Below are 20,000 nucleotides of genomic sequence, written 5' to 3'. Positions count from 1 at the left end.
CGGGCGGACGCCCCCTCCTGCCGCTCGGCGCGGGCGACGCGCCCACCCGGGCCCGCGGGGCGTCGGCGCTGGGCTCCGGCGCCGGTGGCGGGGCGGCGTGGGCGCTGACGGCCGTGGGGGCCCGGCTGCGGCCCGGCGTCGAGGTGCTCGCGGCGCTGCTCGACCTCGACGCGCGCGTGGCGGCGGCGGACGTCGTGGTCCTCGTGACCGGTCCCGTCGGCCACGCGGCCCTCTCCGGCACGGTCCTGTCGGCGCTGGGCGAGCGCTGCGTGCCCCTGGCCGTCCCCCTCGTCGTCCTGGCGCCCGGCGTGGACGCGGGGTCGCGCGAGCTCGCGGTCGCCGGGGTCGCGGCCGCGTACCCCGGTGCGTCGGGCGCCGCGGCCACGGAGGCGCTGGCCGCCCGGGTCGCGCGCACCTGGTCGCCCCGGCCGGCGCCGGCCGCCCCGACCGTCCACGTCCCGCCGTCGGGCGCGGCCGCCCCGGGGGGCGCGACGCGCACGGCCCGAGGTCCCGTCCCGGTCCCCGATGCGGGTGCGTAGGGTGGGCCCGGTCGTCGCGGGAACAAACCCGCGCACCGCCGCGGTTGCGCCGGGGGACGGGTCCGCCGGGCGGGCCCCGAGCAGACCTGGTGCCGGTACCGGCTCACGAGGGAGAGACGCATGAGCGAGACCACCCAGACAGCGACCCACGGCGTGCTGCTGACGGACGTCGCGGCCGACAAGGTGCGCAGCCTGCTGGAGCAGGAGGGTCGCGACGACCTCCGCCTCCGGGTGGCGGTGCAGCCCGGCGGCTGCTCCGGCCTGATCTACCAGCTCTACTTCGACGAGCGCGTGCTCGACGGTGACGCCCTGAAGGACTACGGCGGCGTCGAGGTCGTCGTCGACCGCATGAGCGTCCCCTACCTCGAGGGCGCCACGATCGACTTCGCGGACACGATCGAGAAGCAGGGCTTCACGATCGACAACCCCAACGCGGGCAGCGCCTGCGCGTGCGGCGGCTCCTTCAGCTGACCGAGCCGGCCCCGCCGAGACGCACCGTCTGCGCGGTCGCACCCCCCGGCCACCCGTGCGTGGCCAGGAGGGTGTGACCGCGCAGCCGTGCCCAGGCGGGGACGTCGACGAGGGCGGCCGGGTCCGTCGACAAGACCGTGAGCCGGGCACCCGGCGGGGCGCCGGCGGCGGCCCGCGCCAGGTGGATCACCGGCAGCGGGCACGCGAGGCCGCGGGCGTCCACGGTCTCGCCGAGGTCCCCGGCGCCGGACGGCGCGTCGCCGGGCACCGTCGGCTCCCCGCCCGCCGGACCCCCGGCCGTCACAGGCCCGTCGCCCCCAGCGCCGACCGCACCTGGGCGACGAGCCCCGGCAGGACGTCGCAGAACCGCTCCACGTCCCCGGCGCGGGTGCCGACGGGCAGCGCCAGGCGCACGTTGCCGTGGGTGAGCACGCCCATGGCGGCCAGGACGTGGCTCGGCTCGAGGGCGGACGACGTGCACGCCGACCCGGACCCCACGGCGAACCCGGCGGCGTCCAGGGCCGTCACCAGCGCCTCCCCGTCCACGTAGAGGCACGAGAAGGTCAGCACGTGCGGCAGGCGGTCGACGGGGTCGCCGACCACCTCCACGTCCGCCACCTCGGCGGCCACCCGCGCGCGGAGCCGGTCGACGAGGGCACGGCGCGCCACGCCCTGCGCGGCCGCCGCGTCGAGGGCCTCCTCCAGGGCGACGGCGGCGGCGAGCGCGAGGGGGACGGAGACGCCGCCCGGGAACCAGCGGTCCTCGTCCTCGGGGGCCACCGGTGCACGGCGCACGCCGGGCCGGACGGCGAGCACGCCGAGCGGGCCGGGTGCGCCCCAGTCGGCGGCGTCCGCGGCGAGCAGGTCCCACCCGTCGGCGACCGCCTCGTGCCCGAGCGCCGCACCGGCGTCCACGAGCAGCGGCACACGGGCGGCCCGCGCCGCCGCCGCCGCGCGCGCCACCGGCTGGCGGGTCCCCACCTCGCCGTTGGCGTGCTGCAGCGCGACGAGCGCCACGCCCGGACGCCCGACGGCCTCCGCGAGGGCGCCGCCGTCCACGCGGCCCTGCCCGTCGACGGGGACGACGACACGGCCCGGCCCGCCGGGTCCCCCCTCGCGGGCGTGCACGGCGACGGCGTGCTCCGCGGCGTGGAGCACGGCGGCGCGCTCGACGGCGCCCACGACGACCCCGTCGCCCGTGCGGCGGCGGCCGCGCGCCACGGTGAGGACGCCGGCGTGCAGCGCGGCGGTGCCCGAGGGGGCGAGCGCGACGTCCTCCGTGCGGACGCCGAGGACCGCGGCGAACGACTCCCGCGCCCCGTCGAGCAGGGCGCGGGCCCGGCGGCCCTCCGCGTGGAGGCGTCGCGGGTCCGACCAGCCCTCGTCGAGCGCGGCGAGCAGGGCGGCGCGGGCGCGGGCGGAGGGCGGCGCGGCGCCGGCCGCGTCGAGCAGGACCCGGCCGGGGAGGGCCGGGGCCGGGCCCGCCGGGTCCGGTCCGCCCGCCGGCGCCGCGGCCGGCCGCGGCGCGCCCGGGGGTGCGGGCGTGGCGGGGATCACGGCCGCCACGCTACCGGCGCCGCACGACGGCCCGTCCGGCACGTGCCACGGCTGGCCGCAGGCTGAGGACAGATCTGACGCGGCGTCGCCATCCGGCGTGCTCGGGCACGTGAGCGGCCTGGGGGCGCGCTAGGCTGCCGCTGTCGAGGACAGAGGTCCTGCGCCGCCCTCCGACGGTCCCGCCTGCGCGGGACGGGAGAGGGGCGGGACCGTGAACGAGAGGTTCCCCGTGCACCCGCTTCCCCCCCGCCGGCGCCGCCGCGCGGCCGGCGTGGCCGCCGCCTCGGCGCTCGCCCTGCTGGCCCTCGCCGGCTGCTCCTCGGACCAGGTCGCCCGGGGCTACCTGCCCGGCGACTCGGCCAACGAGGTCACCGACGAGACGGGCCGCATCCTCAGCCTGTGGGTCGGCTCCTGGATCGCCGCGCTGCTCGTCGGCATCATCACCTGGGGCCTCATCCTGTGGTGCGTCGCGCGCTACCGGAAGCGCAAGGACGACGACGTCCTGCCCGTGCAGCTCCGGTACCACGTGCCGCTCGAGATCATGTACGTGATCCTGCCGATCCTCATGGTCGGCGTGCTCTTCTACTACACCGCGCGCGACAACCACGAGATCATGTCCGAGGACGACCCGGTCGACCTCAACGTGCAGGTCGTCGCGAAGCAGTGGAGCTGGGACTTCAACTACCTCGACGACGGCGTGTACGAGACGGGCCAGCAGGCCCAGGAGGTCGGCGCCGAGGGCTCCCTCGCCGAGCAGGTGACCCTGTACCTGCCCGTCGACGAGCGGGTGCAGTTCACGCTGAACTCCCGCGACGTCATCCACTCCTTCTGGATCCCGGCGTTCCTCTTCAAGATGGACGTCTTCCCGGGGGACACGACGAACAGCTTCCAGGTCACCCCCACCAAGGAGGGCGACTACGTCGGCAAGTGCGCCGAGCTGTGCGGGGAGTACCACGCGTCGATGCTCTTCAACGTCAAGGTCGTCTCCCGCGAGGAGTACGACGCGCACATGGAGGAGCTCCGCGACCTGGGCCAGACCGGTTCGCTCGGCGTCGACGTGAGCCGTGTCCAGAGCCTCGACAGCGTCCGCCGCAACGGCGAGGCCGTCGAGGGCACCGTGGGGGAGGAGGGCTGATGGCCGCGACGATCGAGCGGGTCCCGGGGCTGGCGCCCCGCAAGCAGTCGGCGGGTTCGCTCGCCGTGAAGTGGATCACGAGCACGGACCACAAGGTCATCGGGTACCTGTACCTGATCACGTCCTTCGTGTGGTTCTGCATCGGCGGGCTCCTGGCCCTGTTCATCCGGGCCGAGCTGTTCACGCCGGCGCTGGACGTGTTCCAGACGGCCGAGCAGTACAACCAGGCCTTCACGATGCACGGCACGATCATGCTGCTGCTGTTCGCGACGCCCCTCTTCGCCGGCTTCGCGAACGTCATCATGCCGCTGCAGATCGGCGCCCCCGACGTCGCGTTCCCGCGGCTCAACATGTTCGCCTACTGGCTCTACCTGTTCGGCGGCGTGATCGCGGCGTTCGGCTTCCTGCTCCCGCAGGGCGCCGCCTCCTTCGGCTGGACGGCCTACGCGCCGCTGTCCGACACGGTCTACAGCCCCGGGCTCGGCGGCGACCTGTGGGTGTTCGGCCTCGCGCTCGGCGGTTTCGGCACCATCCTCGGCGCCGTCAACTTCATCACCACCATCATCACGATGCGCGCCCCCGGCATGACGATGTTCCGGATGCCGATCTTCACCTGGAACATCCTCATCACGAGCGTCCTGGTGATCATGGCGTTCCCGCCGCTGGCCGCCGCGCTGTTCGCCCTCGGGGCGGACCGTCGCCTCGACGCGCAGATCTTCAACCCGGAGAACGGCGGGGCGCTGCTGTGGCAGCACCTGTTCTGGTTCTTCGGCCACCCCGAGGTCTACATCATCGCGCTGCCGTTCTTCGGCATCATCACCGAGGTCCTGCCGGTCTTCAGCCGCAAGCCCGTCTTCGGCTACAAGGGGCTCGTCTACGCCACCATCGCGATCGCGGCGCTGTCCGTGGCGGTCTGGGCGCACCACATGTACGCGACCGGCCAGGTCCTCCTGCCGTTCTTCGCGCTCATGACGATGCTCATCGCGGTGCCGACCGGTGTGAAGTTCTTCAACTGGATCGGCACGATGTGGCGCGGCAAGCTCACGTTCGAGACCCCGATGCTGTGGGCGATCGGCTTCCTCGTCACGTTCCTCTTCGGCGGCCTGACGGGCATCATCCTGTCCAGCCCTGCGCTCGACTTCCACCTGTCCGACTCGTACTTCGTGGTGGCGCACTTCCACTACGTCGTCTTCGGCACCGTCGTGTTCGCCATGTTCGCGGGCTTCTACTTCTGGTGGCCCAAGATGACGGGCAAGATGCTCGACGAGCGCCTGGGCAAGTGGCACTTCTGGCTGCTGTTCCTCAGCTTCCACACGACCTTCCTCGTGCAGCACTGGCTCGGCGTCGAGGGCATGCCCCGCCGGTACGCGGAGTACTCGCCCGACGACGGCTTCACGCTGCTGAACCAGGTGTCGACGGTCGGCGCCATGGTGCTCGGCATCTCGATCCTGCCGTTCCTGTGGAACGTGTACGTCACGTCCCGCAAGGCGCCGCTCGTCGTCGTCGACGACCCGTGGGGCTACGGCAACTCGCTCGAGTGGGCGACCAGCTGCCCGCCGCCGCGGCACAACTTCACGTCGCTGCCCCGGATCCGCTCCGAGCGCCCGGCGTTCGACCTGCACCACCCCGAGGTCGCCGCCATGGACCACGTGGAGCCCGACTCCGGTGGCATCTTCGACTGGGAGGCCGAGCGCGTCGGCCAGCCCGAGGTCGGCCAGGACCGTGTGCGCAAGGGCACGGGCCAGTCCGAGCAGTCGAGCACGACGGTCATCGACCAGCCCGACCTCGGTGACGGGGACGACCGCCGCGGGGGTGCCCGGTGAAGTTCGAGGCGAAGCTCTTCCTCTTCGGCGTGCTCTTCTTCGTCCCGGTCGGCGTGATCTACGCCGTCTGGAGCGGGGGCGAGCCGGTCGGCACCTACGGCATCCCCCTCGTGGGCGGCATGGCCGGCATGATCGGCGGCTACCTCTGGCTCGTCGGCAAGCGCATCGACGACCGTCCCGAGGACGACCCGTTCGGCGAGATCGAGCAGGGCGCCGGCGACCAGGGCGTGTTCTCCCCCTGGAGCTGGTGGCCGCTCGTGCTGGCCCTCGCGGCGTCCATCGTGTTCGCCGCCCTCGCGGTCGGCTGGTGGCTCCTCGTCCCCGGTCTGGCCCTGGGTGCGATCGCGCTCGTCGGCTGGGTCTTCGAGTTCTCCCGCGGGCAGCACGCGCACTGACCGCGCTGCCTGACTGCACGTCCACGGGCCCCGGCCCCTCCTCACGGAGGGCCGGGGCCCGTGCCGTTCCTGCTCGCCTGTCGCACCCGGGGGTGCCGGCAGCCGGTCACCGGCCGTGCCGGGCCGGCAGCCAGCCGGTCACCGGCCGTGCCGGGCCGGCAGCCTCCCCGGGCCGACCCGGAGCGGCGCGGGCGGGGGACGCCCCTGCCGGCACCGGGACCGTCCGGGTCGCTCGGCGGGCGAGCCGTCGTGCCTGTCGGAGCCGCCGGGAGACGGTCCAGCCCCGCCAGCGGGCCTCAGGTCTCCTCGGACGTAGAAAGGGCCCGCAGGCCGCCGTGGAGGCGTCCTGCGGGCCCTCGGGGCCGTGCGGGGGTCAGAGACCGGGGACGATGAGCCCCAGGGTCTGCGTCCGGGCGCGCGTGAAGCGCTCGCCGGCGTCGGCCCAGTTGACGATGTTCCACCACGCCTTGACGTAGTCGGCCTTCACGTTGACGTAGTCGAGGTAGAAGGCGTGCTCCCACATGTCGAGGACGACCACGGGCACGAGGCCGAGGGCGATGTTCGACTGCTGGTCGTACAGCTGCACGATGACGAGCTTCTGCCCGATGGAGTCCCAGGCGAGGATCGACCAGCCGGAGCCCTGGATGCCCAGAGCGTTGGCGGTGAAGTGCTTCTGGAACTTCTCGAACGAGCCGAAGAACTCGTCGATCGCGGCGGCGAGCTCGCCCCCGGGCTCGCCGCCCTCGGGCGAGAGGTTCTGCCAGAAGACGCTGTGGTTGACGTGCCCGCCGAGGTTGAACGCGAGGTTCTTCTCGTGCAGGTTCACGGCGGCGAGGTCGTCCGCGTCGCGGGCGGCGGCGAGCTTCTCGAGGGCGGTGTTGGCGCCCGCGACGTACAGGGCATGGTGCTTGTCGTGGTGCAGCTCCATGATGCGCCCGGAGATGTGCGGCTCGAGCGCCGCGTAGTCGTACGGGAGGTCCGGGAGCGTGTAGTCAGCCATGCGTGCGTGCCCTTCGGTCGTGACGTGGCGGCCGGGGTGCCCCGGCCGTGACCCATCGGTGGGCGCTCACCGGCGACGAGCCGCCGAGCTGGACCCACACGTCCCTACCGTAACGACGACGCGCGCGCCGTGCCGGATCTGACCGCCCCGAAAGGGACGGACGTTCCGGCACGACGCGCGCGTCGTGCGGTGCGGGTCAGGCGCGGCGGTCGCCCGCATCCGGGTCGGTCGGCTCGACGAGGTGCCGGCCGCCGCCCGTGAGCTGCGGCGCCTGCTCGACGGGCACTGCCTCGAGGGCGTCGTGCTCGCCGTGGCTGTGCGCGGCGACGAGCTCCGCGGGGGTGACGGGCTCGACGCGGTCCTCGTAGAACCAGCGCGAGACGCGCTGCTTGAGGGCGTCGGACCGGTAGCCCTTGCGGCGCACGCCGCGGGCGTCCTCGGCCGGCTCGATCTCGAGGGGCCGGATGGCCTCGTGCTGCACGCGCAGCCAGCGCTCGTGCTCGTCGAGGGGCTTGTGCACCTCGATGTACTCGCCGGAGGCGAACCGCACGATGCGGGCGCTCTCGTGACCGTGCAGGACGAGCTCGCGGTCCTTGCGCTGGAGGCTGAGGCAGATGCGCTTCGTCATCCAGAACGCCGCCACGGGGGCCACGAAGAACGCGATGCGCAGCACGCCGGTGATGTCGTTGAGCGACATGCGGAAGTGCGTCGCGATGAGGTCGTTCGACCCCGCCAGGACGAGCACGAAGAACGCGGTGAGGACGGCGACGCCGAACGCGGTGCGGAACGGCACGTTGCGCGGGCGGTCGAGCACGTGGTGCTCGCGCTTGTCACCGCTGACGGCGGCCTCGACGAACGGGTACAGGGCCAGGAGCGAGAAGAGCAGCCCCGGGACGACCACGGCCGGGATGAGGACGTTGAGCGACAACGTGTAGCCGGCGATGACCACCTCGGCCCCACCGGGCATGAGCCGCAGGCTCCCCTCGAGGAAGAGCATGTACCAGTCCGGCTGGGCTCCCGCGGACACCGGGGAGGGGTCGTAGGGCCCGTAGTTCCAGACGGGGTTGATGCTCATCGTCGCGCCCATGAGGGCGAGGACGCCGAAGACGACGAAGAAGAAGCCGCCGGCCTTGGCCACGTACACGGGGAAGAGCGGGTACCCGACGACGTTCTTGTCCGTGCGGCCCGAGCCCGGGAACTGCGTGTGCTTGTGCAGCACGACGAAGAGCAGGTGCAGGCCGATGAGCGCCAGGATCAGCGCCGGCACGAGCAGGATGTGGATCGTGTACAGGCGCGGGATGAGGTCCGTGCCCGGGAACTCGCCGCCGAAGATCATGTACGACAGGTAGGAGCCGACGATCGGGATGGAGCGGACCACGCCGTCCGTGATGCGCAGGCCGTTGCCCGACAGCACGTCGTCGGGGAGGGAGTAGCCGGTGAAGCCGGCGGCCAGCCCGAGGATGAGCAGCGTGAAGCCGACGACCCAGTTGAGCTCGCGCGGCTTGCGGAACGCGCCGGTGAAGAACACGCGCATCATGTGCACGACGATCGAGGCCATGAAGATGAGCGCGGCCCAGTGGTGGATCTGCCGCATGAGCAGGCCGCCGCGGACCTCGAAGGACAGGCGCAGCGTGGAGGCGTACGCCTCCGTCATGTGCAGGCCCTCCTGCGTGGCGAACGGCCCCGTGTACTCCGTCTCCGCCATGGACGGCACGAAGAACATCGTGAGGAAGGCGCCCGAGATCAGCAGGGTGACGAAGCTGTAGAGCGCCACCTCGCCGAGCAGGAACGACCAGTGGTCGGGGAAGACCTTGCGGGCGAACTCCTTGACCGCACCACCGACGGAGGTGCGCTGGTCGAGGTAGTCCGCCGTCGCCGCGGCCGCACGTCCGGTGCGGGTGGGCGTCGTCGTCGTGGTGGTCACTTCAGCCTCTCCCAGAAGCTCGGTCCCACAGGTTCGGTGAAGTCGCTCTGGGCGACGAGGTAACCCTCGCTGTCGACCTCGATCGGCAGCTGCGGGAGGGGACGCTTGGCGGGACCGAAGACGACCTTGGCGCCCTCGGACACGTCGAACGTGGACTGGTGGCACGGGCAGAGCAGGTGGTGCGTCTGCTGCTCGTACAGGGCGACGGGGCACCCGACGTGGGTGCAGACCTTGGAGTAGGCCACGATGCCCTGGTAGGCCCAGCCCTCGCGGCCGGGGAGCGGCTTGAGGTCGCGCTCGTCGAGGCGGATGAGCAGGACGATGGCCTTGGCCTTCTCGTCCAGCACGTGCTCCGCCTCCTCGAGGTCCTCGGGGATGACGTGGACGACGGACCCGATGGTGACGTCCGAGGCCTTGATCGGCCGGGCGTCGGGGTCCGTGGCCAGCCGCGTGCCGGCCTTCCACCACGTGTGCTTGAACTTCGAGACGTCCCAGTCCTCGCCCAGCTCGCCGATGAGCGGCACGGCGATGGTGAGCGGGAAGAGCGCCAGGGAGCCGGCGAGGGCGCCCTTGAGGACCCCGCGACGGCCGACGTTCGCGTCCGCGACGCCGTCCTGGAGAGCCTTCACGGCGATCTCGCGGACCTCGGGGGAGGACTGCACGGGGTGGCGCTCGTCGACGACCTCGTGGTCGCTCATGAGCGACTTGGCCCAGTGCACGGCGGCCGTGCCGATGCCCAGGAGGGCGAAGGCGAGGCCGAGGCCGAGGGCCAGGTTCGAGCGGAGGATGGCCTCGCTCGAGCCGAGCGGCAGGAGGAAGTAGCCCGCGAGGAAGACGATCGTGCCGAGGATGGAGACGCCGAAGAGGACGACGGTCTGGCGCTCGGCGCGCTTGGCCGCCTTGGGGTCCAGGTCGGACCGGCGGGGCCGGTGGGGCTCGAGGCCCGGGTCCTCGAAGCGCGCGGGGACGCCCGCGGCGCCGACGGTGCCGCCGGCACCGCGCAGCGCGACGTCGCCCTGGGGGCGGTCGTGGCCGTGGTCGTGGGTGCTCACGAGGACTTCGCTCCGATCCAGACAGAGAACGCGATCAGCAGGCCGATGCCGACGACCCACGCCCAGACGCCCTCGCTGACGGGGCCCAGGCTGCCGAGCTCGAGGCCGCCCGGGGAGGGCTCCTTCTGCGCCTCGATGTAGGCGATGATGTCCTGCTTCTCCTGAGAGGTGAGCGTTGCCTCGTTGAAGACGGGCATGGACTGCGGGCCGGTGAGCATGGCCTCGTAGATGTGCTCGGGGCTCGTCTCGAGGAGCGCCGGGGCGAACTTGCCCTCGGAGAGGGCACCACCGGCACCGACGGCGTTGTGGCACATGGCGCAGTTCGTGCGGAAGAGCGAGAGGCCGTTGGCCGGGTCGCCGCCCGCCGGGTCCACCTGCTCCTCCGTCGGGATGGCGGGCCCGGCGCCGAGGCTGGCGACGTAGGCCGCGAGCTGGGTGATCTGCTCGTCGGTGAACTGCACGTCCTTGGCGAGGACCTGGGGGCCGCTGTTCTGCATGGGCATGCGGCCCGTGCCGACCTGGAAGTCCACCGCGGCCGCGCCGACGCCCACGAGCGAGGGGGCCCACTCCGTGCCCTCGGCGTTGGGGCCGTGGCAGGTGGAGCAGTTGGCCTGGAAGATCTGCCGTCCGGTCTCCACGTCGTCACCCGTCGCGGCCGGCGCCGAGGCGTCGGCCGAGGGGGGGGCGACGACGGCGTAGACCGCGCCGGTCAGCAGCAGGGCCAGCAGGAGCAGCACGAGCGGTGCGCGCCGGTCCTGCCTGCGGGCTGCGAGTGCCTTCACAGAACGTTCCTCGTCTCGCTGTCGGTGGTGGTGGTGCGGGGGGCGGGCGCGGGCGTCACTGGATGAGGTAGACGACCGCGAAGAGGGCGATCCACACGACGTCGACGAAGTGCCAGTAGTACGACACGACGATCGCGGTGGTGGCCTCGTGGTGCCCGAAGCGCTTGGCCGAGAACGACCGGCCGAGCAGGAAGAGGAAGGCGAGCAGACCGCCGACGACGTGCAGGCCGTGGAAGCCGGTGGCGAGGTAGAACACGGAGCCGTGCGGGCTCGAGGAGATGGTGAGCCCCTCGTGCACCAGCTCGGCGTACTCGAAGACCTGGCCCGCGACGAAGACCGACCCCATGAGGAAGGTCAGGGTGATCCACTCGTGCATGCCCCACCGGGACACCTGCAGCAGCCCGCCGGTGCGCTCCGGCTGGAACCGCTCGGCGGCCATGACGCCGAGCTGGCAGGTGATGGAGGACAGCACGAGGATCAGCGTGTTGACCGAGGAGAACGGGATGTTGAACTTCTCCGTCTGCAGCGCCCACTCCTCCGGGACCGCGTTGCGGACCGTGAAGTACATGGCGAACAGGGCCGCGAAGAACATGAGCTCGCTGGCCAGCCACACGATGGTGCCCACCGACACCGGGTTCGGACGGTTGACGGTCACATGGGGGACCGTGCGCGGGGGAGCCATGGCAGTCACCCGCACATCATGCCCGATGGCGGCCGTGGCCGGGTGCCCGGACCCGCCGTCCGGGGCGGCTGATCTGTCAGATCGTCACCATCTCCCTCAGGGCTGCCACAGCGGTCCCGCCGGGGGCGTGACGCGTGCCACGATGACGCCATGAGCAGCCCCGAGGCCGCGCCCACCGGTCCCCGCATCCTCCTCCACAGCGACAGCGCGGACGTCCGCGCCCAGGTGCGGCTCGGTGTCGGCCGCCGCCTGGCCCGCGGGGCGGCGGAGGTCGACTGGGTGGAGGTCGCCACGGCCGGCGCGGTCGTCGCGACGGTCGAGCGCGGCGGCGTGGACCTCGTGGTCCTCGACGGCGAGGCCGACAAGGAGGGCGGGCTCGGGCTCTGCCGGCGGCTCAAGGACGAGGTGTTCGGCTGCCCGCCCGTCCTCGTCCTCACCGGCCGGCCGCAGGACGCCTGGCTCGCCTCCTGGTCCGAGGCGGACGCCGCCGTGAGCCGCCCGCTCGACCCGCAGGTGCTCCGCGAGGCCGTCGTCGGCCTGCTCGCGCCGGCCCGCACCGCGTGAGCGCCGCCGCGCCCGCGCCCGCCGGCCCTCCGGCCGACCGCCGCTGGCCCGACCTGCTGTCCGGCCTCGTCGCCGGGTCCGACCTCACCGCGGGGGAGACCGCGTGGGCGATGGACGAGATCATGTCCGGCGCCGTGCCGCCCGCCCGGGTCGCCGGGTTCCTCGTCGCCCTGCGCGCGAAGGGGGAGACCGTCGCCGAGCTCACGGGCCTGGCGGACGCGATGCTCGCCCACGCCCGGCCCATCGACGTGCCGGGGCCGAGCGTGGACATCGTCGGCACGGGGGGCGACCGCGCCCACACCGTCAACGTCTCGACGATGGCGTCCCTCGTCGTCGCGGGTGCCGGGGTGCGGGTCGTCAAGCACGGCAACCGGGCCTCCTCGTCGTCGTCCGGCTCGGCCGACGTCCTCGAGGCCCTCGGGATCCGGCTCGACCTCGACGTGGAGCGCGTCGCGGAGGTCGGGCGCGCCGTCGGCATCACCTTCTGCTTCGCGCAGACCTTCCACCCCTCGTTCCGGCACGCCGCCGTGGCGCGGCGCGACCTCGCGATCCCGACGGCCTTCAACTTCCTGGGGCCGCTGACGAACCCCGCCCGGCCGCGGGCCGCGGCCATCGGCGTCGCGGACCTGCGGATGGCCCCGCTCGTCGCCGGGGTGCTCGCCGCCCGGGGGACCACCGCCCTCGTGTTCCGCGGGGAGGACGGGCTCGACGAGGTCGCCCCCACGGCCCCGACACGGGTGTGGGAGGTCCGCGGCGGGCGCGTGGAGGAGAGCGTCGTCGACACCGTGGCCGACCTCGGCACGCCGCCCGCGACCGTGGCGGACCTGCGCGGGGCCGACGCGGCCCACAACGCGGGCGTCGCGCGGCGCGTCCTGGCCGGCGAGACCGGCCCGGTGCGCGACACCGTGCTGCTCAACGCCGCGGCCGCGCTCGTCGCCGACGGCTCGCGGCCCGGGACCTCCGAGGGCAGCCTGGTCGACCGGCTCGCGGCGGCGCGCGAGGTCGCGGCCCGGGCCGTGGACTCCGGGGACGCCGCGGCCGTGCTCGAGCGCTGGCGCGCCGCGGGCGCCTGACGCAAACGCCGGGGGCGCCCGGCGCGCAGCGGTCCGGCACCCCGGCCCCGTCGTGCCCGGGCGCACCGGCACGACGGGGACGGGACGCGGGTCAGTCCAGGCCGAGCGCGAACGCCTGGTCGAGGTCGTGCCGGGAGTAGGTGCGGAAGGCGATGTACGTCTGCGTCCGCAGCACACCCTCCACCTTGGAGATGCGGTCGGCGATGACGTCGGCGAGGACGTCGTGCTCGCGGACCCGCACGACGGCGATGAGGTCGACCTCGCCCGTCACGGAGTAGACCTCGCTGACCCCGGCCAGGTCGGCCACGGCGGCCGCGACCTCGGGGATGCGGGCGGCGTCGGTGTCGATGTGCACGATCGCGGTGAGCATGCGGCCATCATGCCGACCGGCGGCCCGCGGCACCCGCGGGCGGGGCCACGACCGGCACGGGGGTCGTGGGCGTCCCGGCGGTGCGGGGGCCGGGCGCGACGCGCTCCTCCGTGCCGAGCGGCGCGCGTCGCCCGCCCGCCACGAGCGCCGCCGTGGTGACGGCCGCGGCGACGTCCGAGACGGACTGCGCCCCGCCGACGGGGCAGGCCCAGCCCTCGGGGGCCCGCACCACCCGCACGCCCGGCCCCTCGAGCCACGCGAGGACGAGGTCCGTCTCCTCCGGGTGCGCCGCCGACGCGGGCCAGGGCGGGCGGTCCACGTGCTCGGCCGAGGCGCAGAGCGCGTCCACGACCGGCATGGGGTCGCTGCGGCGGTCCACGCGCGCGGTGGCCGCCAGCCGGCCGTGGCGCACGACCGCGAGCTCCCAGCCGCCCTCCGGCAGCGGGGCCGCGGCCACGAGCTCGGGCAGCGCCGCCAGGGGCCCCACCCGCTGGGCCCGGGTCGCGCCCCGCAGGAAGGCCTGGAGCCGGTCGCGCACCGTCGTCGCCTCCTCGAACCGCTCCTGGGCGACGAGGTGTCCGATGCGCGTGGCGTGGGCGCTCACGACGGGCCAGGGGTCGCCCGTCATCGCCGACCGCACCGCGGCCACCACCTCGGCGTAGGCGGCGACGTCCTGCCCGCCCGTGCAGGGCGCGCCGCACCGCCCGACCTCGGCGAGCACGCAGGCGCTCGCGCCCGCCGGCGCCACGACGGGCAGCCGCCGCGTGCACTGCCGCACCGGGAACGCGCCGTGCAGCGCCTCGACGGCCAGCGCCGCGGCGCCCCGGGACGCGAAGGGCCCGAGGTGCACCGCGCCGGGCTCCTCGCGCACCTCGCGGACGACGGACAGCCGCGGGTAGGGCTCGGCGGTGAGGCGGACCCACGGCATGCGCTCGGGGAAGCGGGAGCGGCGGTTGTAGCGGGGGGAGTGCTCGGCGATGAGCCGCAGCTCCCGCACCCGGGCCTCCAGCGGCGTCGCGCAGACGACGGTGTCGACCCGGGTGGCGAGCCGCACCATCTCCGTCATCCGGCCCCGCTTCTCGCCCGCCGTGAAGTAGGTGCGCACCCGCGTGCGCAGGGAGGTCGTCGAGGTGCCGACGTAGAGCACCTCGTCCTTCGGCCCGCGGAAGAGGTAGACGCCGGGGGCGTGGGGGAGCCCGTCGGCGAGGGTCCGCTTGCGCCGCACGTCCGCCGGCACGGGGTCGCCGGCCCCCGCGAGGTCCTCCAGGTGCGTGACGCCGAGGGGGGCGAGCCGGTCGAGCAGGCCGTGCAGCACGTCGACCGTGGCCCGGGCGTCGGCGAGCGCGCGGTGCTCGGGCGTCGTCGAGGAGCGGAAGAGGGCGGCGAGGCTGGCCAGCCGGTGGTTCGGCACCTCGTCGCGCGTCACGACCCGCCGCGCCAGCCGGACCGTGTCGACCACGGGGAAGCCCGGCCACGCGTGACCCGTCCGCCGCGCCGCCGCCTTGAGGAACCCGATGTCGAACGGGGCGTTGTGGGCCACGAGGACCGCGCCCCGGGCGAACTCGAGGAAGCTCGGCAGCACCTCGGGCAGCCGCGGCGCGCCCACGAGCATGGACGTGGTGATGCCCGTGAGCACCTGGATGTGCGCCGGCACGGGCCCCTCGGGGTCGACGAGGGTCGCGAGCTCCCCGAGCACCTCGCCCCCGCGGACCTTCACGGCGCCGATCTCCGTGATCGCGCAGGCCTCCGCCGAGCCACCGGTGGTCTCGAGGTCGACGACGACGAAGGTCACCTCGCGCAGCGGCGTGCCGAGCTCGTCGAACCCGACCTGCAGCGGCGCCGCGCCGGCCGTCGCGGGACGGCCGGCGCCGGGGCGGGGCAGCGGCTGGGGCACGGCCCGGACCGTAGCCCGCGGGTCCGACACGGCTCGTGCGACGTGCCGGGATCGCGCCGGACCGCCCCCGCGCCCCCGCCGGGGAGGCGCGGGAGCCGCGGGAGCCGCCCGGGGTCAGTGGGCCGCGTCGGACCCGTCGTAGAGCGCCTCGACGTCCTCGGCGAAGTCCTTGAGGACCTCGGCGCGCCGCACGCTGAGCTTCGGCGTGAGGTGCCCGCCCGCGATGGTGAGGTCGCGGTCGAGCACCCGCCACCGGCGGATGGACTCGGCCCGGGACACGGCGGCGTTCGTCCGCTCGACGGCCGCCTCGAGGGCCGCGACGACGTCGGGGTCCTGCGCAGCCTCCACCACCGACATCGCCGGCTTGCCGTGGGCCGCGAGCCAGCCGGGCACGCCCTCGGGGTCGAGGGTGAGCAGCGCCCCGACGTAGGGACGGGAGTCGCCGACGACGACGACCTGGCTGACGAGCGGGTGGGCGCGCAGCCGGTCCTCGAGCACCGCCGGGGCGACGTTCTTGCCGCCCGCGGTGACGATGATGTCCTTCTTGCGGCCCGTGATGCGCAGGTACCCGTCCTCGTCGATGGAGCCGAGGTCCCCCGTGCGGAACCACCCGTCGCCGAAGGCCTCCGCGGTGGCGGCGTCGTTGCCGTGGTAGCCGCGGAAGACGCCGACCCCGCGGATCTCGACCTCCCCGTCGGCGGCCACGCGCAGGCCGGTGCCGGGCAGCGCGGGGCCGACCGTCCCGATCTTCGTGCGCTCGGGCAGGTTGACGGTCGCCGGGGCGGTCGTCTCCGTCAGGCCGTAGCCCTCGAGGACGTGCAGGCCGAGGCCGCGGTAGAAGTGGCCCAGCCGCTCCCCGAGCGGCGCGCCGCCCGAGATCGCCCACTCGGCGCGACCGCCGAGCGCCCGCCGGAGCTTCGACAGCACGAGGGCGTCCGCCACCCGGTGCTGCAGGCGCAGGGACAGCCCGGGGCCCCGGGGCGTGTCCTGGGCGCGCGAGTAGGCGATGGCCACCGCGACCGCGCGGCGGAACACGCCGCCGCGACCCGCGGCCGTCGCCTTCTGCTCCGAGGAGTTGTAGACCTTCTCGAAGACGCGCGGCACGGACAGGATGAACGTCGGCTGGAAGGTCCCGAGGTCCGCCAGCAGGTCCTTCGTGTCGGGCGTGTGGCCGAGGACGGCCCCGTGGGCCGCGACGACGAGCACCTCGACGAACCGCGCGAACACGTGCGCGAGCGGCATGAACAGCAGGGTGCGCGCCCCCGGCGCGGACACGACGACGCCGAGCCTGTCCACGGCGTTGACCGTGAGCACGACGAAGTTGCCGTGCGTGAGCTCGGCACCCTTGGGGCGGCCCGTGGTGCCCGAGGTGTAGATGATCGTCGCGAGGTCGTCGAGGCCGGCCAGCCCGCGCCGCCGCTCGACCTCGGCGCGCTCGACCGACGCGCCCGCCGCGGTGAGCGTGGCGACGGCGCCCTCGTCGAGCACGAGCACCTCGCGCAGCGACGGCGCGTCCGGGCGGACGCCCTCGACGACCGCGGCGTGCGCGGCCGTCTCCACGACGAGCAGGCTGACGTCGGCGTCCTGGAGGATCCAGAGCACCTGCTCGGCGGACGACGTCTCGTAGAGGGGGACCGGCACGGCGCCGGCGGCCCACACGGCGAAGTCCACGAGCGTCCACTCGTAGCGCGTGCGCGACAGGATGCCGACGCGGTCGCCGGGCCGGACGCCGTGCGCGACGAGGCCGCGCGCGAGGGCGACGACGTCCTCGTCGAACGCCCGGGCGGTCACCGCCTCCCAGGTCACGGTCCCGTCGGCGGCGACGGTCCGCCGCTCGAGGAGCGGGGCGTCGGCGCCCCGCGCCACCCGGGCCGCGAGCAGGTCGTTGAGGTTGCTGGTCGGGTCGGGCTCGACGAGCAGGGGAGAGTGCGTCTCGTCCATGCTGACTCCCTCGGCAGGTGCGACAAGAGGGCCGAGTTTACGCGCGCGGGGCGTCCCCGGCGTGGTGCGGGGCGGTGCGGCGCGGCCCTGGCGTGCGAGAGCGCCCGAGGTTCACCCGTCCGGTGCACGCCGCGGCGGACGGACCACCCCATCGGGGGTCGCGGGCCCCCCGCGCCGGTACCCTCGCCCGAGGGCCGCGGGACGGACGTCCTGCCGCCGGCCGGGGCCGGGGCGCGACGATGGCGCGCCCGCCCCACGACCCTGAGGAGCCCAGAGGCGCATGCACGCGATCGGTGTCGACATCGGTGGGACCAAGATCGCGGCGGGCGTCGTGACGCCCGAGGGCGAGATCGTGGCGCAGACGCGCCGGTCCACCGACCCGACCGACGCGGCGAGCGTGGACGCGGGCGTCGTCGACGCCTGCCGCGAGCTCATGGCGGACCACGAGGTCACCGCCATCGGCCTCGCCGCGCCGGGGTTCATCGGCACCGACCGGGCGACGGTCCGGTTCACGCCGAACCTCCCCTGGCGCGACCACCCGCTCCGCGACAACGTCGCCGCCGCGCTGGGCGGACACCTGTCGATCGTCGTCGAGAACGACGCGAACGCCGCCGGGTGGGCCGAGTTCCGCTTCGGCGCCGCCCGGGACGTGGAGGACATGCTCCTGCTCACCGTCGGCACCGGGCTCGGGGGCGCCGTCGTCGTCCACGGCCGGCTCGTGCGCGGCGCGTGGGGCGTGGCGGCCGAGGTGGGTCACATGCGCGTCGTCCCCGACGGGCACTACTGCGGCTGCGGCCACGAGGGCTGCTGGGAGCAGTACGCGTCCGGCAGCGCGCTCGTGCGCGAGGCGCAGGCGCGCATCGTCAGCGACCCCGACCGCGCCGGGCGGCTCCTCGAGCTCGCCGGCGGCCGCCCGAAGAAGCTCAAGGGCCCGCACGTCACGCAGGCCGCGCAGGAGGGCGACGCGCTCGCCGTCGAGCTGCTGGCCGGCCTCGGACGCTGGATCGGCGAGGGCAGCGCTTCCGTCGCCGCGCTGCTCGACCCCGGGCTCGTCGTCGTCGGGGGCGGAGTGGGCGCCGCGGGCGACCTCCTGCTCGTGCCGGCGCGCGAGGCGTTCCTCGCCCAGCTGTCGGCCCGCGGCCACCGCCCGGAGGCCCGGCTCGTGCTCGCCGAGCTGGGGAACGACGCCGGCATGGTCGGCGCCGCCGAGCTGGCGCGCACGACCTAGATGTACTGACCCCGAACGTTGTTGACGTGACGAGAGACCTCCGGGTCGAGTGGGAACTGCTCAAGGAACCCGCTTCGACCAACGGAGGTCTCTCGTGTCTCACGCTAACGCCCGGTTGACCCCTGCCGGCAGGGCAGTGATGGTGCAGCGCATCGCGGCGGGTCGTCCGGTGGCGCATGTGGCCGCGGAGATGGGTGTCTCGCGCACCACGGCGTGGCGGTGGTGGCGCCGCTACCGTCAGCTGGGACGGGCAGGGCTGGTCGACCGGCCCAGCGCCCCGCACTCCCCCCCGCGGCGCACCTCCCCGTGCCAGGAGACCCGCGTGCGCATCGCGCGACTGCTGTCCCGACGCGGGCCGGTCTGGATCGCCCGGCAGCTGGGCATGCAGCCCTCCACGGTGGGTCGGGTCCTGCCCGCCACGACGCCCCGCTGCTGTCCCAGTGCGACCCGGTGACGGGGCAGGTCATCCGAGCCGCCCGCCGATCGGGCAACCGGTACGAGCACCCGCACCCGGGGTCCCTGGTCCACATCGACGTCAAGAAGCTCGGTCGCATCCCGGCCGGTGGTGGCTGGCGCGCGCACGGGCGCAGCGAGGACGTGCGCGGGCGCGGCATCGGCTACGACTACGTCCACACCGCCATCGACGACCACTCCCGGCTGGCCTACGCCGAGATCCACCCCGACGAGAAGGGCGCCACCGCGGCGGGGTTCCTGCGCCGCGCCGCCGCGTTCTACGCCGGCCACGGCGTCCACATCGAGCGTGTGATCAGCGACAACGCCTTCGCCTACCGCACGTCCCAGGTCTTCCGGGACGCCGCGGCCGAGCTGGGCATCGTGCAGAAGTTCATCCGGCCCCACTGCCCCTGGACCAACGGCAAGGTCGAACGCCTCAACCGCACCCTGGCCGCCGAGTGGGCCTACTCACGCCCCTGGACCAGCAACACCGACCGCGCCGAAGCCTTGCCGACCTGGCTCAGGCACTACAACCTGGAACGACCCCACCTCGGCATCGACGGCCACCGCCCCATCGACCGGATCAACAACGCTGCGGGTCAGTACACCTAGACCGCCGTCAGACGACCGCGCCGTCGTCCCGGTCGTCCGGGTCCCGCCGGTGCGGCATCCGCCAGACGAGGACCGCGACGGCGAGCAGCAGCACGATCCCGGACGCCTGCACGAGCGTGCGCGGCACGGACGGGCCGACCACCAGCGCGACGAGGACCACGAGCGGGCACACGACGACGGCCGTCCACGCGGCCGTGCGCAGCGGGTCGCCCCCGAGCACGGGCCCGGGGTCCGGCGGCACGAACGACTCCTGGGCGTCGACGCGCGCCTCGGCCTCGTCGTACTGGGAGGTCGCGTCCCAGTCGCGTCCGGTCGCCCCGGTCGCCCGCGGCCCGCCGGGCGCCGACGGGCCGCCAGGAGGGACCGGCTCGTCCTCGGCGCCAGCTCCGGCCGCGTCGGAGCCCGGCGCCCCCGACCGGCGGGCGGGACGGACGGTGCGCCCCTCGCCGCGGCCGCCGGGGCGTCCCGGGACGTCGTCCGCGGGCGCGCCGGGCCGTGCGTCCCC

Annotated in this window: 19 protein-coding genes and 1 pseudogene; 9 read left to right on the top strand and 11 right to left on the bottom strand. The window is 74.4% G+C overall.

Annotated features, from left to right (window positions below; translation table 11 throughout):
- On the top strand, nucleotides 1-539 hold a 539-nt coding region (locus EJA20_RS14735), incomplete at its 5' end, for a glycerate kinase (RefSeq protein WP_205687519.1).
- 120 nt (nucleotides 540-659) lie between these two features.
- Nucleotides 660-1,010, top strand: a complete 351-nt coding sequence (gene erpA / locus EJA20_RS14730; protein ID WP_129339254.1) for an iron-sulfur cluster insertion protein ErpA — start codon at nucleotides 660-662, stop codon at nucleotides 1,008-1,010.
- On the opposite strand, the gene EJA20_RS18785 is transcribed toward erpA, so the two are convergent.
- Together EJA20_RS18785 and EJA20_RS14720 are read right to left on the bottom strand one after the other, a co-directional pair.
- The gene (locus EJA20_RS18785; RefSeq protein WP_164983997.1) at nucleotides 1,003-1,278 is read right to left on the bottom strand and encodes a sulfurtransferase TusA family protein; all 276 of its coding nucleotides are present in this window, start codon (nucleotides 1,276-1,278) and stop codon (nucleotides 1,003-1,005) included. The genes erpA and EJA20_RS18785 overlap by 8 nt on opposite strands.
- A 32-nt stretch (nucleotides 1,279-1,310) precedes the next feature.
- On the bottom strand, nucleotides 1,311-2,462 hold the full coding sequence (locus EJA20_RS14720) for a cysteine desulfurase family protein (protein WP_205687520.1): 1,152 nt from the start codon (nucleotides 2,460-2,462) through the stop codon (nucleotides 1,311-1,313).
- A 334-nt stretch (nucleotides 2,463-2,796) separates the two neighbouring features.
- Between EJA20_RS14720 and ctaC the strand changes: the two genes are divergently transcribed.
- Genes ctaC through EJA20_RS14705 form a run of 3 tightly spaced genes read left to right on the top strand, consistent with a single transcriptional unit; the run spans nucleotide 2,797 to nucleotide 5,920 of the window.
- Nucleotides 2,797-3,702 carry an aa3-type cytochrome oxidase subunit II gene (gene ctaC, locus EJA20_RS14715; RefSeq protein WP_129339256.1) on the top strand — a complete coding sequence of 302 codons (906 nt, stop codon included), beginning with the start codon at nucleotides 2,797-2,799 and terminating at the stop codon, nucleotides 3,700-3,702.
- Complete coding sequence (gene ctaD / locus EJA20_RS14710) at nucleotides 3,702-5,525, top strand: aa3-type cytochrome oxidase subunit I (protein WP_129339252.1); 1,824 nt, start codon at nucleotides 3,702-3,704, stop codon at nucleotides 5,523-5,525. Before ctaC ends, ctaD begins: the two co-directional genes overlap by 1 nt.
- Nucleotides 5,522-5,920: a cytochrome c oxidase subunit 4 gene (locus tag EJA20_RS14705; protein ID WP_129339251.1), complete on the top strand. Its 399-nt coding sequence runs from the start codon at nucleotides 5,522-5,524 to the stop codon at nucleotides 5,918-5,920. The genes ctaD and EJA20_RS14705 overlap by 4 nt, the downstream gene beginning before the upstream one ends.
- Nucleotides 5,921-6,293: 373 nt before the next feature.
- Here the strand turns inward: EJA20_RS14705 and EJA20_RS14700 are convergent, their stop codons facing one another.
- The 5 genes from EJA20_RS14700 to ctaE form a co-directional block, all read right to left on the bottom strand.
- Nucleotides 6,294-6,920, bottom strand: a complete 627-nt coding sequence (locus tag EJA20_RS14700) for a superoxide dismutase (protein ID WP_129339250.1) — start codon at nucleotides 6,918-6,920, stop codon at nucleotides 6,294-6,296.
- A gap of 196 nt (nucleotides 6,921-7,116) precedes the next feature.
- Nucleotides 7,117-8,844, bottom strand: coding sequence for a cytochrome bc1 complex cytochrome b subunit (gene qcrB / locus EJA20_RS14695; RefSeq protein WP_129339249.1), 1,728 nt, complete (start codon nucleotides 8,842-8,844; stop codon nucleotides 7,117-7,119).
- Complete coding sequence (qcrA, locus tag EJA20_RS14690) at nucleotides 8,841-9,896, bottom strand: cytochrome bc1 complex Rieske iron-sulfur subunit (protein WP_129339248.1); 1,056 nt, start codon at nucleotides 9,894-9,896, stop codon at nucleotides 8,841-8,843. The genes qcrB and qcrA overlap by 4 nt, the downstream gene beginning before the upstream one ends.
- Nucleotides 9,893-10,678 carry a cytochrome bc1 complex diheme cytochrome c subunit gene (gene qcrC / locus EJA20_RS14685; protein WP_129339247.1) on the bottom strand — a complete coding sequence of 262 codons (786 nt, stop codon included), beginning with the start codon at nucleotides 10,676-10,678 and terminating at the stop codon, nucleotides 9,893-9,895. The genes qcrA and qcrC overlap by 4 nt, the downstream gene beginning before the upstream one ends.
- A gap of 55 nt (nucleotides 10,679-10,733) precedes the next feature.
- Nucleotides 10,734-11,360: an aa3-type cytochrome oxidase subunit III gene (gene ctaE, locus EJA20_RS14680; RefSeq protein ID WP_129339255.1), complete on the bottom strand. Its 627-nt coding sequence runs from the start codon at nucleotides 11,358-11,360 to the stop codon at nucleotides 10,734-10,736.
- 150 nt (nucleotides 11,361-11,510) lie between these two features.
- Between ctaE and EJA20_RS14675 the strand changes: the two genes are divergently transcribed.
- Both EJA20_RS14675 and trpD read left to right on the top strand, forming a co-directional pair.
- A complete protein-coding gene (locus EJA20_RS14675; protein ID WP_129339246.1) occupies nucleotides 11,511-11,924 on the top strand; it encodes a response regulator transcription factor in 414 nt (137 codons plus the stop codon).
- Nucleotides 11,921-12,997, top strand: a complete 1,077-nt coding sequence (gene trpD / locus EJA20_RS14670) for an anthranilate phosphoribosyltransferase (RefSeq protein ID WP_129339245.1) — start codon at nucleotides 11,921-11,923, stop codon at nucleotides 12,995-12,997. Before EJA20_RS14675 ends, trpD begins: the two co-directional genes overlap by 4 nt.
- Before the next feature lie 91 nt (nucleotides 12,998-13,088).
- On the opposite strand, the gene EJA20_RS14665 is transcribed toward trpD, so the two are convergent.
- The 3 genes from EJA20_RS14665 to EJA20_RS14655 form a co-directional block, all read right to left on the bottom strand.
- Nucleotides 13,089-13,367, bottom strand: coding sequence for an Lrp/AsnC family transcriptional regulator (locus tag EJA20_RS14665; protein ID WP_129339244.1), 279 nt, complete (start codon nucleotides 13,365-13,367; stop codon nucleotides 13,089-13,091).
- A 7-nt stretch (nucleotides 13,368-13,374) separates the two neighbouring features.
- Nucleotides 13,375-15,261, bottom strand: a complete 1,887-nt coding sequence (locus EJA20_RS14660; RefSeq protein WP_129339243.1) for a DEDD exonuclease domain-containing protein — start codon at nucleotides 15,259-15,261, stop codon at nucleotides 13,375-13,377.
- Nucleotides 15,262-15,375: 114 nt separating this feature from the next.
- The gene (locus tag EJA20_RS14655) at nucleotides 15,376-17,202 is read right to left on the bottom strand and encodes an AMP-dependent synthetase/ligase (protein ID WP_129339242.1); all 1,827 of its coding nucleotides are present in this window, start codon (nucleotides 17,200-17,202) and stop codon (nucleotides 15,376-15,378) included.
- A gap of 280 nt (nucleotides 17,203-17,482) precedes the next feature.
- Between EJA20_RS14655 and EJA20_RS14650 the strand changes: the two genes are divergently transcribed.
- Both EJA20_RS14650 and EJA20_RS14645 read left to right on the top strand, forming a co-directional pair.
- Nucleotides 17,483-18,430, top strand: coding sequence for an ROK family glucokinase (locus EJA20_RS14650; protein WP_129339241.1), 948 nt, complete (start codon nucleotides 17,483-17,485; stop codon nucleotides 18,428-18,430).
- 94 nt (nucleotides 18,431-18,524) lie between these two features.
- Nucleotides 18,525-19,495 (top strand): annotated as a pseudogene (locus EJA20_RS14645) (IS481 family transposase).
- A 7-nt stretch (nucleotides 19,496-19,502) separates the two neighbouring features.
- On the opposite strand, the gene EJA20_RS19155 reads toward EJA20_RS14645, so the two are convergent.
- On the bottom strand, nucleotides 19,503-20,000 hold a 498-nt coding region (locus tag EJA20_RS19155), incomplete at its 5' end, for a hypothetical protein (RefSeq protein WP_205687518.1).

Source organism: Cellulomonas endophytica, assembly GCF_004123805.1.
In the GTDB taxonomy this organism is placed as follows: Bacteria; Actinomycetota; Actinomycetes; order Actinomycetales; family Cellulomonadaceae; genus Cellulomonas; species Cellulomonas endophytica.
The sequence above is the reverse complement of the archived record's forward strand: the minus strand, read 5'-3'. Positions and strand labels throughout refer to the sequence as shown.

Excerpts from the sequence above, each read along its gene's own strand:
- EJA20_RS14675 (WP_129339246.1), top strand. The coding sequence starts at position 11,511 with ATGAGCAGCCCCGAGGCCGCGCCCACCGGTCCCCGCATCCTCCTCCAC.
- ctaD (WP_129339252.1), top strand. The coding sequence starts at position 3,702 with ATGGCCGCGACGATCGAGCGGGTCCCGGGGCTGGCGCCCCGCAAGCAG.
- EJA20_RS14700 (WP_129339250.1), bottom strand. The coding sequence starts at position 6,920 with ATGGCTGACTACACGCTCCCGGACCTCCCGTACGACTACGCGGCGCTC.
- EJA20_RS14665 (WP_129339244.1), bottom strand. The coding sequence starts at position 13,367 with ATGCTCACCGCGATCGTGCACATCGACACCGACGCCGCCCGCATCCCC.
- ctaE (WP_129339255.1), bottom strand. The coding sequence starts at position 11,360 with ATGGCTCCCCCGCGCACGGTCCCCCATGTGACCGTCAACCGTCCGAAC.
- EJA20_RS14655 (WP_129339242.1), bottom strand. The coding sequence starts at position 17,202 with ATGGACGAGACGCACTCTCCCCTGCTCGTCGAGCCCGACCCGACCAGC.
- erpA (WP_129339254.1), top strand. The coding sequence starts at position 660 with ATGAGCGAGACCACCCAGACAGCGACCCACGGCGTGCTGCTGACGGAC.
- EJA20_RS14650 (WP_129339241.1), top strand. The coding sequence starts at position 17,483 with ATGCACGCGATCGGTGTCGACATCGGTGGGACCAAGATCGCGGCGGGC.